Source organism: Streptomyces amakusaensis (assembly GCF_039532665.1).
Lineage (GTDB): Bacteria > Actinomycetota > Actinomycetes > Streptomycetales > Streptomycetaceae > Streptomyces > Streptomyces amakusaensis.
Window position 1 is genome coordinate 140,120 of the sequence record NZ_BAAASB010000006.1, and the last position, 13,957, is coordinate 154,076.

Annotated in this window: 13 protein-coding genes; 10 read left to right on the plus strand and 3 right to left on the minus strand. The window is 71.4% G+C overall.

Features of this window, described 5'->3' with window-relative positions; translation table 11 throughout:
- Positions 1-18: 18 nt before the first annotated feature.
- A complete protein-coding gene (locus tag ABD371_RS12750; RefSeq protein ID WP_344476064.1) occupies positions 19-582 on the minus strand; it encodes a hypothetical protein in 564 nt (187 codons plus the stop codon).
- Positions 583-719: 137 nt separating this feature from the next.
- Here ABD371_RS12750 and ABD371_RS12755 point away from each other — a divergent pair, with 137 nt between their 5' ends.
- The 3 genes from ABD371_RS12755 to ABD371_RS12765 all read left to right on the plus strand — a co-directional run bounded on the left by ABD371_RS12755 (position 720) and on the right by ABD371_RS12765 (position 3,247).
- Positions 720-902: a helix-turn-helix domain-containing protein gene (locus tag ABD371_RS12755; RefSeq protein ID WP_344476066.1), complete on the plus strand. Its 183-nt coding sequence runs from the start codon at positions 720-722 to the stop codon at positions 900-902.
- A 239-nt stretch (positions 903-1,141) separates the two neighbouring features.
- Entirely contained in the window at positions 1,142-1,384 is a 243-nt protein-coding gene (locus ABD371_RS12760; RefSeq protein WP_344476068.1) for a hypothetical protein, read from the plus strand.
- Positions 1,385-2,413: 1,029 nt separating this feature from the next.
- The gene (locus ABD371_RS12765) at positions 2,414-3,247 is read left to right on the plus strand and encodes a recombinase family protein (RefSeq protein ID WP_344476070.1); all 834 of its coding nucleotides are present in this window, start codon (positions 2,414-2,416) and stop codon (positions 3,245-3,247) included.
- A 316-nt stretch (positions 3,248-3,563) separates the two neighbouring features.
- Here ABD371_RS12765 and ABD371_RS12770 read toward each other — a convergent pair whose 3' ends face one another.
- A complete protein-coding gene (locus ABD371_RS12770; protein ID WP_344476072.1) occupies positions 3,564-4,775 on the minus strand; it encodes a helix-turn-helix transcriptional regulator in 1,212 nt (403 codons plus the stop codon).
- A gap of 574 nt (positions 4,776-5,349) precedes the next feature.
- Between ABD371_RS12770 and ABD371_RS12775 the strand changes: the two genes are divergently transcribed.
- The 7 genes from ABD371_RS12775 (at position 5,350) to ABD371_RS12805 (ending at position 12,640) form a co-directional block, all read left to right on the plus strand.
- The gene (locus tag ABD371_RS12775; protein WP_344476074.1) at positions 5,350-6,258 is read left to right on the plus strand and encodes a radical SAM/SPASM domain-containing protein; all 909 of its coding nucleotides are present in this window, start codon (positions 5,350-5,352) and stop codon (positions 6,256-6,258) included.
- Positions 6,259-6,284: 26 nt separating this feature from the next.
- Positions 6,285-6,626, plus strand: a complete 342-nt coding sequence (locus ABD371_RS12780; RefSeq protein WP_344476076.1) for a hypothetical protein — start codon at positions 6,285-6,287, stop codon at positions 6,624-6,626.
- A gap of 567 nt (positions 6,627-7,193) precedes the next feature.
- Positions 7,194-8,936, plus strand: a complete 1,743-nt coding sequence (locus tag ABD371_RS12785; protein ID WP_417801410.1) for a sensor histidine kinase — start codon at positions 7,194-7,196, stop codon at positions 8,934-8,936.
- Between the two features lie 140 nt (positions 8,937-9,076).
- Positions 9,077-9,742, plus strand: a complete 666-nt coding sequence (locus ABD371_RS12790) for a response regulator (RefSeq protein WP_344476078.1) — start codon at positions 9,077-9,079, stop codon at positions 9,740-9,742.
- A 145-nt stretch (positions 9,743-9,887) separates the two neighbouring features.
- On the plus strand, positions 9,888-11,324 hold the full coding sequence (locus ABD371_RS12795; RefSeq protein WP_344476079.1) for a DUF2252 domain-containing protein: 1,437 nt from the start codon (positions 9,888-9,890) through the stop codon (positions 11,322-11,324).
- A gap of 33 nt (positions 11,325-11,357) precedes the next feature.
- Positions 11,358-12,191 carry a J domain-containing protein gene (locus ABD371_RS12800; RefSeq protein ID WP_344476081.1) on the plus strand — a complete coding sequence of 278 codons (834 nt, stop codon included), beginning with the start codon at positions 11,358-11,360 and terminating at the stop codon, positions 12,189-12,191.
- Between the two features lie 104 nt (positions 12,192-12,295).
- A complete protein-coding gene (locus ABD371_RS12805; RefSeq protein ID WP_344476083.1) occupies positions 12,296-12,640 on the plus strand; it encodes a rhodanese-like domain-containing protein in 345 nt (114 codons plus the stop codon).
- Between the two features lie 52 nt (positions 12,641-12,692).
- Here the strand turns inward: ABD371_RS12805 and ABD371_RS12810 are convergent, their stop codons facing one another.
- Entirely contained in the window at positions 12,693-13,847 is a 1,155-nt protein-coding gene (locus ABD371_RS12810; RefSeq protein WP_344476085.1) for an acyl-CoA dehydrogenase family protein, read from the minus strand.
- Positions 13,848-13,957: the final 110 nt, after the last annotated feature.

A 13,957-nucleotide genomic window follows, 5' to 3' on the forward strand; every position in this document is an offset into this window, starting at 1 on the left:
CCTCCTCTGTGCCAGCCGCTACGGCTGCCGCACCTCTTCGACATTGATCCCCCTCAGCGTTTCGACCGCCTTGTCCGTGAGCTGTCCGCCCGGCTTGCCCTCGACCTTGGTCAGGAAGCCGCGCTGCCGCGCCGCCCGGAGATGCCCCTTCAAGGTGGCCTGCTTCGTTCCCGTCCACAGCTCAAGATCTTGGGCGGGCGCACGGCGACCGGCGTTCACGAAGCGCACGTACAGAGCGGAGAGCACCGCGAGGTACTCGTCAGAGACCCCCTTGGGCAGGCTGGCCAACTCGCGTCGGAAACTCTCGACCGCCTGTTGCCCTGAGTGGGCCAGCTTCGCCAGCGACCCCACCTCTTCCGCGAACGCGGCCGTGTCGATCTGCCGCAGAACCGTGGTGGTGATACCGCGTGCCACCTCTTGCGGGTCGCCCGCCTCGTGAGGCTCGATCCGGATTTCCCGGGGGTTGCCCGACGTGGAGTCGAGCGGAAGCCACATGGTGACCTTCCACGACCCGATGCGCTGGACCTGTTCGACGCCCGCACGGGGCGGTGCGCCGCCGTCGTGATCGTTGGTGTTCGTCATGCGGAGCAACATACGGAACCGGATCGGACTGGGCAAGCCAGGGTGTGACGCATCCGGCTTTGACTGAGCCAGACTGATAACGCAGGATGGGCAGCCCCCCGGGAGGGGCCCCCTTCCGCCAACCGAGGAGCCGTCCTTTGCAGAGCGCCCGTCTGATGAGCGTTGCCGAGCTGGCCGAATACCTGGGCGTCACGCCCGCGTGGGTCTACAACAACCACCGCCCGCTCAACATCCCCGCCCGCAAGATCGGCGGACACTTGCGCTTCCGCCTGGCCGACGTGGACCGCTGGATCGAGCGGGACTGCTCGGCCGCCGCGTAGTCGCGCAGCCTTCCATGCCCACCGCCTCACGAAGGGAGGCACATGGCCCGCCGACCGGCGGGGTCACTGGCGTACCCGTGTGCGCCGCACAGGAAGGGGCTGCCACTTTGGGACGTAAGCCGTTCCAGTTCGAGGGCGACTACGCCGCCGTTTCCCAGGATGAGTGCAAGCGGCGTGCGCGGAGCGCGCGCTTCCTATACCCACATCGCATCGAGTACGCGGCCATGGGGTGGGCGAACGTGCTTGGGCACGCGGAGTTCCCGCCCGGGGAGCTGAACAAGATCATGGCCGACAAGAGCGGCAAGATCCCCAGCAACAACGCTCTGAACCTGTACGTGGGCCGGGCGAAGAAGTGGGGTCTGATCGAGGCGGAGTCGAACCGTCGCTGCCTCGTGCTGCCCATGCACTTCTTCCAGAAGGGCATCGGGGACGAGACGTGCGACGAGCACGGCATACGCCCGGCCAAGCGCTTCCGGCCGTAGCCGACACGCGAGGCGTGCCAGTTCATCAGGGCAGCTACACGCGGGGCGTGTCGATCAGAGGGTGAGCGACACGCCCCGCGTGCCGCTGCAACGTTGTGACCTGCGGTGATACGAGCCCCCTCTCTATCTCTCTTGGTAAGCCTGGCAGCAAAGCCGAACGGTGAGGCGAAAGAGCTTCCGGAAGACGGCCCCCTTCGGGGCCGACAGAGCGAAGACGGCTTCGGCCTACGTTCAGCGGCGAAGGGAATGCGGGGCGCGGCAGCGCCCCCACAGGGTCAAGCGCAGCGGCGAAGAGGTGAGCGGCAGGGGGCGGCCGTCCGGCCGCCGCAGAGGGAAGACGGCTTCGGGAGAGGGGCCGCTACGCGGCCCACCTGGGAAGACCCTTCGGCAAGGCTTCATTCCTTGCAGGCTTTCCAGCGTGGTACAAAACTCGACTCAATGCGCTGAACTGGGGTTATGGTCCAGCCGGCGTGGGGTCTGCGGGTTGGTACAAAGCCCTTGTAACCGTGGCAAGGGGAGGGCCGCCATGCTCTAGCGGTGACGACTTCCCCCACCGGTTCGCCGTCGCCCTGATCGACCCTGGGACTGTGGCCCAATCCGAGCAGCCAAGACACGGCGGTCGGGCAAGACAGGCTCAGGGGGTCATACCCCACCCCTTCGCCGCTGCCCTCTCTCCGCCGCCGCCAGGGGCGTGCGGCTGTGCGCCTGTCTCCGGGGCTGACAGGCCACGCGGTAAGCCACGGGGTGAACGGGAGTAGCGGACGTTCAGGCAGGCACGTACGCCCACGGTGAGACCAGGGTGGGGCGCGGCAGCGCCCCTCTGTCGAAGGTGTCGAGCACGAGCACCAGGACCAAGGGCACGGCGCAGTGAGGGGCGCGGAGGGGTGTCGCGTAAACGATCGGTTGTGCGACACCCCGGCCGATCCCGGTCGATGTCCGGTTCGGCCCTTCCCTGATGTCGCATAACCCGTCGCAAAAGATGGCTCCGGATCTTGCGTTACGCGACACGGTTATGCGACAGTCCCGTTCATGAACACGATCACCCCGGCCGATCAGGTCGAGCGTCACCCCTGCCCGAAGTGCACGGCCCCCACTGGGAGCCCCTGCCGTACCGGCGCGGGCAAGGTGGCATCCAGCTACCACACGGGTCGCTTCGCCCTGGTGCCCGCACTCAAGGCGGAGCTGACCGTGAAGACTCCGGCCGACCGGAATCCGGGCAAGGCGTGGAAAGCGGAAGTGGCTGTTCCGGTTGCGCCGGTAGCGGTCCCGGGCGCAGCGATCAGGCTGGGCTATGCCCGCTGCTCGACCGCAAGCCAGGAACTCCAGTCCCAGTTGGACGCCCTTGCCCGTGCCCAGTGCACCCGGGTCTTCTCGGAGAAGATCAGCAGCCGGGTGAAGGAACGCCCGGAGCTTGAGAAGGTGCTCACCCTGGCGCGGGAGATCAAGACGGCAGCACCCCATCAGCCGGTGATCCTCACCGTGGTGGAGATGAAGCGTCTCGCCCGCAACGCCGCTGAACTCATGACCCTGTCGTCCACCCTGCAAGCGGACGGCGTCCAACTGGAACTCCTCTCCGGCCCCCTCACCGGAGTGCATGATCCGAACGGGGCGGGAGCGATCGTGTTCGCCGTCCTGGCCGTGGCCGCTGAAGTCGAGCGGGAGGGCATCCGGGAGAAGACGTTGGAAGGGCTGGACACAGCGGCCCGCAAGGGCAACCACGGCGGACGCCCGTCCGTGATGGACGACGACAAGCTAGCCGTAGCCCGTGCCCGGTACGCCAAGGGAGAGAGCGTCACCGCCATCGCTAAGGCGCTCGGGGTGCACCGGGCGACTCTGTACCGCCACCTTGCCGACAGCGCCTGAGACAGGCGCACAGCCCCTCCGACAGCTCTACGGACAGCGGCCCCCACCCGGGGGCCGTTCGTCGTTCCCGGGGGCGTGGCATCCGTACGTCAAGTGGATGACGTACCGGGCGGGGTGATGACGTACACAACGAACGCGGCCGGACTCACCGGCCACATCACAATCCCGGGCGTGACGCCCGGGGGTCTCGCCGTTCCTCGTGTCGGCACAGGGGCGTGGCGGGCACGGGCGGGCACCTGAGCCCTGCCGGGGCGCGCGACCCCGGGCGCTTCGGGTGAGCGTCACCGGTCCGGCGAACGCGTCGTGGTTCCCCTGCTCACGACGCGCTGTCGAGTACCGCCCGGACTTCGGGCACGTGCGCGTACTCGGCGAGCCGGGCCAGCATGACCCGTCCCCGTTCCGCTGTCCGCTCGCTGGCCACGTCCGCCGACAGGCTGATGACCCGCTCTGCGGTCGCCGCCGCTTCCTCTGGTTCGTTGGCGTCGGCGTAGGCCACGGCGAGCCACGACAGGTACAGCGCGAGTTCCCGGGTGTGGGTCGCGTCGTACCGGCTGAGCACATCCCGCAGGAGTGGCACGGCCCGGAGCGGCCGGTGCAGCTCGGTGTGGACCCGGGATTCCATGACCTGGAGTTCGCCAGCGTCCACCCAGTACAGCCAGGTCGGGGACTCGGTTCCCTCGCTGTCCTCGGCCAGTGCTTCCCCGGCTTCCCCAAGCGCCCGCATGGCGTGCTGCGCGCTCTCAGGCCCCCCGGCTTTCGTGTGCGCCCAAGCGACCCGGTCGAGATACAGCGCCCGCGCTTTCGGGGGCGCGTCCGGCCCGGCCTCGGCCAGCGCCGAGCGGGCGAGGGTCAGTCCTTCCGCCTCTCGGCCGGTGTTGCTAAGCTGGTAGGCCAGTGACCCGGCGAGGTTCCCGGCCAAGGTGTGGTCCTCGGCTTGTTGGGCCGCGCTGAGCCCCAGCCGGTAGATCCGCTCAGCTTCCGTGTGCTGTCCCGCATCGCTGGCAATCCATCCGGCGATCTGCGCGAACTCGCCGATCAAGCTCAAGAGTTGGCGGCCGGTCTCCTCGGTGTACCGGGCTTCGCGGAACAAGGTGACAGCGGCGCGTAGATCCCGCATGGCCCGCCCGATGAGGTCCAGCCCGTAGACGACATCGTCGGCGAGGCGCAGCCCGTGAACCCTCTGGTGCAGGTCGAGCACGACCCCTCCGCCGATGCGACGCCCGCTCCTGGCGCTGAGAGGGGCCAGCGGGTCCCCTTCGGGCAGGTAGTCGGCCAGCGTCGGCATCGCCGGTTCCGGGGGCACGGGAGGGCCTGTGAGCACGTCTTCGGAAACCCCCAGTACGGCAGCGAGGAACGGAAGCCAGTCGCGCGGAGTGCGCCGACCGGCTTCCCACCTGCTGATCTCCTGGGCGCTGACCGGCTTGCCCTGCACCCCCGCCGCACGGCACAGCTCCCACGCTAAGCGCGCCTGAGTCCAACCGCGCTGTTTCCGCAGACGCCTGATGTTGGCCCCGATCACGGTGGTCATCGACCCAGTGTGGCCTACACCTTGGCCCACACGGGGGCCTATGCCGGGCCAATGGATGCCGGTTCTCCGCAGGCCGACGCTGAACGGTATGAAGCCCAGCACTGAGGCCCGACGATTCCTGTCCCGTCTCTCCGGAGCACGCGGAGTGGCCGGGGTGCTCCTGGTGCAGAAAGCCGACCCCGGCCCGGAGGGAGCAGACCTCATTCCGGGGGATGCTCTGCGGTGGCCGAAGTGCCGGTGTGGATCAGAGCGGTGCCCGGACTACGTGCCCTTGGCGGAGCGGACCGCGAACGGCCTGCGGAGCAGGCTCGCGGAGGTCAACGAGAGAAGCCGCAGGGGCAAGCCGTGATCCGGTCACCGGTCGCCGAGCGGCGACCCGCAACCGCGCGGAGTTCCGCCCGGCGGACATGGGCGGCCGTCAAGCGCTTCCTTGGCCGTGCCGCGTGGCCGACGTTCGCGTTCGGCGTGGTTGTCCTGTGCTTCGCCACCGTGGCGCTCGCCATCACGGACAACCTCTGACGTCCGCTCCCCGCTCAGCGGAAACCACCAATCCCACGTCGTAAGGAGTCTCACCATGAGCGCTGCCCGGAACCTGCTGAAGTTCGCGTGGTTAGAGGTGACGGGACTCTGCAACGAGTTCTGTGACCACTGCTACGCCGCCTCGTCCCCCAAGGGGACGCACGGCACGATGACCGTGCCGGACTGGAAGAACACGATCGATCAGCTCTCGACCATGGGCGCGCGGGACGTTCAGTTCATCGGCGGGGAACCGACGCTGTACCCCCACCTCCGTGAGCTGATCGAGCACGCGCACGGGACGGGGCTGGCGATCGAGGTGTTCTCGAACCTGACCCACATCCGCGACGAGCTGTGGGAGACCTTCACGACGTGCGGCGTCAAGCTCGCTACGTCGTACTACTCCGACAGCGCGGAGGACCACGACGCGGTGACCCAGCTCCGGGGCTCCCACAAGCGCACCCGGGCGAACGTCGAGAAGGCGCTGAGCCTGGACATCCCGCTTCGCGGTGGAGTCGTCGCGGTCCGGGAAGGTCAGCGTGTCCAAGAGGCGGCACGGGACCTTACGGCGCTCGGCGTGGGCACGGTGGGTGGAGACCGGACCCGGGCGTTCGGCCGGGCCAGCCAGGGAGCCGCGCCGACCATCGCTGACCTGTGCGGGCACTGTGCCCACGAGAAGTGCGCCATCGGCCCGACGGGGGACGTGTGGCCCTGCGTCCTGGGACGGTTCCTCACCATCGGCAACGTGCGGGAAACGCCGCTCGCCGACATCTGGGGCGGTGCCCGGATGGCCACGGTGACCGCTGACATCGCGGCCGTTCACGGGGAAGGGGTGCAGTCGTGCACGCCCCCGCAGTTCCTCCCGATGTGCGGACCGTGCGGACCGTGCGTTCCCTCGGTCGGGCACTGCGACCCGAGGGAGGCGGGTACGGGGGTGGAAGCCGCTAGCATCGGCGCACCCGCTTGACCCTCCGAGAACCCTGGGGTGCGCAGATGGATGACCACGGAGACGACTTCGGCAGGTGGGGGACGGAAGCCTCCCCCGATGCCGTCCAGCGGAGCGACGAGGAATGGGCGGTCATCGCCGGGTACATCCGGCACGCCGCGAACAAGGTCGGTCCCACGCTTCCGCTGTGTCTCCCGGGGGAGCCGCAGGAGTGCGGGCGCACCGCGCAACAACATGTGCTGGCGTGGTCGGCCCATCTCAAGGCCGTGGCCCATCACCTCATCGAGCAGTCGGCCCCCAGCGAGGCACGCGCCGCCCACGTGGCCGGGCCGCTGTATCAGCGGCGACTGACCGAGCTGCGTTCCCTGAACGCGCCCCAGCACGTCTAGCGAGATCCACGACGCCCCGTCCGTGCGCTGCCCCGGTGGCTGTGCGGGCGGGGCGTCCGGCTGGGCGGACCAGAGCAGTCCCGGCCCCTCTGAGGGAGGGGCGCGCCACGAGCCAGAGGCAACGGCAGGGGCTCAGCGACGCCATGGGAATGCTCCGGGACTTCCTGGCCCGGCTCGACCCCGAAGCGCTCCCGGACGCCCTGGAACGCCGGTGAGTCATCACCCGCCCCGCATGACCAACGCGTGACCAACAGCGCTCTGAGACCGACGGAAACAGCAGGAAAAGCACGGAGAGGACGACCAGTCGAGTCCGGCTCCCTGCGTGGAATATCCGCAGGTCAGAGCGGTACAAGCAAGGTGCGCGAGTGGAGAGTTCAACTCCCCCCTCGCGCACAAGATCGAAAGCCCCCAGATCTCAGGATCTGGGGGCTTTCGCGTTCCCCGACGGCTACACCCCCACCGAGCGCGACCTTCGTCGTGGCGGCGGGGGACGAAAGTGGGCGGCCGGGCGCGGAGGCACCCGCCTAGGGTGCCGACGTGAAGGTCTCATCGAGAGTTCTGGCCGGGGTGCGCGCGGGCTGGGCGTGGCTGGACGCGCCGGAGCCGTGGTCGCCGCGTCAGGGGGCGCCGGCGGTGCCCCGGCGCGGGATGGGCGTGGAGCTGGTGCTCGCGCTGGTGCTGGCGCTGCTGGTGGTCGGCGTCGAGGAGCTGATCGAGGGCGGGACGCTGCGGCTCTTCGGTGCCGGCACCGCCGCGGCGGTGCTCTCGCTGCTGCGCCGCCGGCTGCCCGTGCCGGTGCTGCTGGTCACCACCGCGCTCTCCGTGGAGTTCGTCGGGCTGATCCTGCTGGAGATGGTGGTCGGATGGTCGGCGGGCCGCCGGATCGCGGGCGCGCGACGGGCGCTGGCCGCGTTCACCGGGGCGTATGTCGTCTTCCTGGGCACGGTGGCGCTGACCAGCTGGTCCGAGGTGCAGCAGGCCGTCGAGATGGCGCTGCTCCTCACGCTCGCCTTTCTGGCGACGACCGTCATACCCGGGCTGTCCAGCCGTCACTGGAGCCAGCGGCAGACCCTGCTGCACGCCTTGCAGGAGCGCAACGCCCAGCTGCTGTGGGAGCGCCAGATGGTGGCGGGGCAGGCGCGGCTCGTGGAGCGGCAGCGGATCGCCCAGGACATGCACGACAGCCTGGGGCATCAGCTGGCGCTGATCGCCGTGCACACCGGGGCGCTGGAGGTCGATCCCGAGCTGACCGGCCGGCAGCGGGAGGCGGTCGGGGTGCTGCGGAACGCCTCGGTGACCGCCATGCACGAGCTGCGCGAGGTCGTCGGGATCCTGCGGGACGGGGTAGCGGGGACGCCCGCCCCGGTGGAGGAGACGGGCCGGGCCGCGCGGGGCGCCGCGGGCGTCGGGGAGCTGGTGGAGGCCGCGCGGGCGGCCGGCAACACGGTGGAGCTGCGGCGCAGCGGTGAGGTGCGGCCACTGGCGGCGGCGGCCGATCACGCCGCGTACAGGATCGTGCAGGAGGCGCTGACCAACGCCTACAAGCACGCTCCCGGCGCTCCGATAGCGGTGGAGCTGCGGTACGAGCCGGATTCCCTGGTCGCCGAGATCGTCAGCGGTCCGGCGACGGCCGCCGCCGGGGACGCGGTCAGCGGCGGCCAGGGGCTGACCGGGCTGCGTGAGCGGGCCCGGCTGGTCGGCGGCATGGTGCACGCGGGGCCGGTCGAGGGCGGCGGGTTCCGGGTGGCCGGGGTGTTGCCGTACGGGGTGGTGGAGGCGTCGCCGCTGGTGGCGGAGGACGACTTTCCCGGGGTCTTTCCCGGGGCGTCGACGAACGCCGTGCACGAGGGCGGTCCGCAGGCCATGGACTGGAGTGTCCGGGGGTGGTCGGCACCGGGCGGTCCGGCCGGACCGCCCGGCCTGCCGTCGGGACGGCCGCGTTCGAGGTTCAGCGGCCTCGGGCTGGGCTGCGGCATCGCCATGATCGCGTTGGCGCTGCTGGCGGCGGCGGGCGTCGGCGGGGTGGTGTTCCTGATGAACTCGATGGACGAGGGCATGATCGACCGGGCCGAGTACGACCAGGTGACGGTCGGGGAGAGCGAGGATTCGGTGCGCGGCCGGCTGCCGAGCGGGGAGACCGTCGCGACGACCGGGCTGACCGGGAAGGGCCCGAAGCCGCCGGCGGACTCCAGCTGTCTGGTGCTGATGTCCTCGGAGAGCTCGGAGACCTATGAGGAGGAGCCGGTGTTCCGGTTCTGCTTCCGGGACGGGGTGCTGGTGGAGAAGAAGGCGTACGACGTCGTCCGGTAGGCCGGGCCGGGCCGGGCCGCCGGGTGGTCCCGGGGGCCGGTGGTGCAGTCTTGGGGCACGGTCGGCCGGGTCTCGCACGGCCGTCGGGACCGCGGACGGGACCAGCCCGCCGGTGGACAGGGGCGGGTGTGAGGGTGGATATGACGGGTGGGCCGATTCGGGTCGTCATCGCCGACGACGAGCCGTTGATCAGGGCCGGGATCCGGATGATCCTCACCTCGGACCGGCAGATCGAGGTGGTCGCCGAGGCGTCGAACGGGCGCGAGGCGATCGAGCTGGTGCGCGCGCACGGTGCCGATGTGGTGCTGCTGGACATCCAGATGCCCGTGATGGACGGGCTCACGGCCATGGCGGAGCTGCGCAGGACGGTCCCCTCGGCGCGGGTCGTCATCCTCACGACCTTCGGTGAGCGGGACAATGTGCTGCGGGCGCTGGAGTCCGGCGGCGCGGGTTTCCTGCTGAAGGACACCGCCCCCGCGGAGCTGATAGGCGCGGTCCGGGCTGCCGCCGTCGGCGACGCCTATCTCTCGCCCGCCGCCACCCGGCATGTGGTGGACCAGCTGGCCTCCGGGCGGTCCGTGGCCCGCAACGAGCAGGCGAGGACTCTGGTGGCCCAGCTCAGCACCCGGGAGCGGGATGTGCTCTCGCTGCTGGGCGAGGGGCTCTCCAACGCCGAGGCGGGCAGGCGGCTCCATATGAGCGAGGCCACCGTGAAGACCTATGTCAGCCGGATCCTGGCGAAGCTGGAGTGCGAGAACCGGGTGCAGGCCGCGCTGCTGGCGCGGGACGCGGGCCTGGGCGGCTGAGCGTCCCCTGCCCGCGGCTGAGCGTCCCCTGTTTCACGTGAAACGTCCGCCCGGGGCCGTCGGCCCCTGCTGCCGGGCCCGTCGCGCGGGTACGGTCTGGGCCAACGCCGGTGAACAGGTACGACGACGGGGGAGGCCGCACATCATGAGCGAGGTACAGGCGGAGCGGGAGCAGCGGACGGAACGCATTCCGGTGGTGCCGGGCTTCGCCCGCCGCCGGGACGGCGACGCCGGGGCGGCGATGAAGGAACGGGGCAAGGCGCTGCGGAGCCGGATCCCCCGGGCCTCGCACGACTCCCTGGTGCGGTCGGTGAATCGCCCCGGAGCGGTCGAGGCCGTCGAGGAGTCCAGCCGCGGCCGGGTGCCGGGGCTGACGCCGATACGGGTGGGCCGGATGGCCGCCTCGCCGTTCGCCTTTCTGCGCGGCTCGGCCGGCCTGATGGCCCACGACCTGGTGGGCACCCCCGTCACCGGGGTGCGTGCCCAGATCTGCGGTGACGCCCATGCCGCCAACTTCGGCCTCTACGGCGACGCCCGGGGCCGGCTGGTCATCGACCTCAACGACTTCGACGAGACCGCCGTCGGCCCGTGGGAGTGGGACGTCAAGCGGCTCGCGGCCTCGCTGGTCCTCGCGGGGCGGGCGGCGGGCGCGGACGAGGACGTCTGCCAAGCCGCCGCCTTCGACGCCATGGGGGCCTATCGGCGCACCATGCGGCTGCTGGCGCGGCTGCCCGCCCTGGACGCCTGGAACGCGATCGCGGACGAGGAGCTGGTCTCCCACACCGACGCACGCGATCTGCTCGGCACCCTGGAACGCGTCTCGGAGAAGGCCCGCAACAACACCAGCGCGCGTTTCGCCGCCAAGGCCACCGAGATCTTCTCCGACGGCCTGGGCGAGCGGCGGCGCTTCGTGGACGCGCCCCCGGTGCTGCGCCGGGTGCCCGACGGGGAGGCGGCCGCCGTCGCCGCCTCGCTGGAGGAGTATCTGGGCACGGTGTCGGAGGACCGTCTGCCGCTGCTGGCCCGCTACGAGATCCACGATGTGGCGTTCCGGCTGGTGGGCACGGGAAGCGTCGGCAACCGCTCCTATGTGGTGCTGCTGCTCGACCACCGGGGCGATCCGCTGGTGCTCCAGGTGAAGGAGGCGCGCGCCTCGGCGCTGCTGCCGCATCTGGCGGCGTCCGGCTTCCCCGCCCCGGAGGCGGCCCACGAGGGCCGCCGGGTGGTGCTGGGGCAGAAGCGGATGCAGGTGGTCAGCGACATCCTGCTCGGCTGGACCACGGTGGACGGCCGGCCCTTCCAGGTGCGGCAGTTCCGCAACCGCAAGGGCAGTGTGGATCCGGCGGCGCTCACGCCCGGACAACTCGACGACTACGGCCGGATGACCGGTGCGCTGCTGGCCCGCGCCCACTCCCACAGCGCCGACCCGAGGATCATCGCCGGCTACTGCGGAAAGAGCGAGGAACTGGACGCGGCCCTGGCCCGGTTCGCGGTGGTGTACGCGGACCGCACGGAGGCGGATCACGCCGATCTGCTGCGGGCGATCAAGACCGGCCGTACCGCCGCCGAGCTGGGGGTGTGACGACGGTGCGCGCCGCGCCCGTAGGCTGAGCGGGTGACCCAGGATGCGCCCGGCGGGCCGACGCCCCGGAACGACGAAGAGCAGCACACGGCCCAGCGGCCGGAGGCCCGGCTGGAAGCGGCGGTGCGTGCGGCGGAGCAGGCGCTGATCGAGTTCGAGATCGCGCTGGAGACGTTCCGGGTGGAGGTCGAGAACTTCTCCCGCCTGCATCACCAGAAGCTCGGCCCGATGTACGCGCGGCTGGACGAGCTGGACGCCCGGATCGCCGAGGCCGTCGCCGAGCGCAGCGGTGACCCGGAGGACCGGCGCAGGGCCCAGGAGGCGCGGGCGGCCGTGCTGCCCATGCCGGGGATCGACGAGCTGTTCCACGGCTGGATGGACTCCGAGGGGCTGCCGCCCGAGGCGGCCGCGATGCTGAGCGGCCAGTCCGTGCGCCCGCCCGAGCGGGTGCGGCCCAGCGAGGAGGCCCGTAAGCGCTACCGGGAGCTGGTCCGCAAGGCGCACCCGGATCTGGCGCAGGACGATGCGGAGCGGCAGCGGCGCGAGGAGTTCATCACCCGGGTGAACGCCGCCTATGCCCTCGGCGACGCCGAGACGCTGCGCGAGCTGGCCGAGGAGTGGGACGCCGGGCCGGTGCCCGAGGAGCACCGGTTCAGCGAGGCCGAGGAGCTGTACGCCCGGTTGGAGTGGCTCTCCCGGCGCAAGGAGCTGCTGGCCGCCGTCGCCAAGGAGCTGGAGGAGAGCGCCATCGGGGCGATGATGCTGCTGGCCCCCGACGACCCGGACCGGCTGCTGGAGGAGATCGCCGAGCAGCTGCTCGCCCAGGTCGCCGAACGGGAGAAGGAACTCTCCGGACTGGTGGAGTAGGTTTTCTGGGGCTGCCCGCCGGGCCGCCGATCGGCGGCCCCGCCCGACGAGACGGCCGCGCGGAACCGCGCGGACGCGTGTACCCACGAAAGAAGGCATGACCCATGAACTTCGCCCCGCTGCCCTCGGTGGACGCCGCGGCGGTGCCGTCCGACGGTCTGGTGCTGGACGTCCGAGAGAACGACGAGTGGGTCGCCGGGCATGTCGAGGGCGCGCTGCATGTCCCGATGAGTGATTTCGTGGCGCGTTTCGGCGAGGTGACCGAGGCGGTGGCGGACGGCCGCCGGGCCCATGTGATGTGCCGGGTGGGCGGCCGTTCCGCGCAGGTCACGCAGTATCTGGTGCAGCAGGGGATCGACGCGGTGAACATCGAGGGCGGGATGCTGGCCTGGGAGGCCGCCCAGCGCCCGATGGTCGCCGAGGGCGGCGGTCAGGCCTTCGTCGCCTGAGCCGGCCCGGCCCGGACCGGGCGGGGCTGAGCCCGAGCGAAAGGCCGGTCGGCTAGCCGAGCGGCTGGGCGGCCAGCAGGTCTCCGAGGGCCTCCTCGTGGGCGGCGGCCGGGCCGAGGGAGAGCTCCAGCTGTTTGGCCCAGGCGTGGTAGCGGTGGAGCGGATACTCGGTGTCGGCTCCCAGCCCGCCGTGCAGATGCTGGGCGGTCCGCACCACCCGGCGCACGCCCTTCGACGCCCAGATCTTCGCCACGGCCACATCGGCGGCCACCGGGAGCGGCCCGCCGACCCCGGCCTCGTCCCGCGCCGGGGTCAGCCGCCAGGCCGCCTGCCACAGGGTCACCGCCATCGCCCGCAGATCGATGTAGCGGTCGGCCGTCTGCACGGCGACCGCCTGGAAGGTCGCCACCGGGTGGCCGAACTGCTCCCGCCCGGCGGTGTACTCGCTCGTCATCGCCAGTACCCGCTCGCCCAGACCCAGCGCCCTGGCGCAGGTCCCGGTGATCAGCAGCAGCCGCAGCCACTCCCACGCGCCCGCGTCGTCGACGCGCTCATGGGCCCGGACCCGTACGGAGTCGAGGCGCACCTCCGCGTACCGCTCCCCATTGGTGGAGACCTGGTCGGCGAAGGAGAGTCCGGCGCGGTCCCCGGGGACCAGGGCCAGCACGGCGCGGCCGTCGCCCAGCCGCGCGGGCACGGCGATCAGATCCGCCGACCGGGCCCAGGCCACGCCCGTCTGCACCCCGTCGAGCAGCCAGTCCTCGGACCCGGCGGCCGGGCGTGCCGTGACGGCGTCCTCGGCCGGGTCGTGGCCGGTGCGGCCCTCGGCCGCCACGGTGACCACCAGCTCGCCGCGTCCGATCCGGGGCAGCAGCGCGGCCCGAAGCCCGTCCCCGCCGTAGCGCTCCACCGCCATGGCGACCGCGCAGCTCTCCAGCAGCGGCACCCGGGCCAGCACCGCGGCCGACTCGCGCAGCACCAGACAGAGCGCCACGGCGTCCGGCCCCGCGCCCCCGTACTCCGGTGACACCACCAGACTCAGCAGATCGGCGCGTGCGAGGCGGGCCCACAGCGGCCGGTCGAAGTCCTCGGCCACCGCACCCGGTGTGAGCGCCGGGCTCGGCACCCCGTCGGGCGCGACCCCCGCGAAGACCGCCCTTGCCGCCTCGACGGCCGCCCGCTGCTCCTCGGTGAAGGTGAAATCCATGATCTGTCCTCCCACACGCCCGCCGGTGCGCGCCGAACCGCCCGAGCTGCCCGAACCCGCACCGGAGCAGGTCCGGCTGACGGGCGGTCAAGGTAGAGCAGATCCGCGGA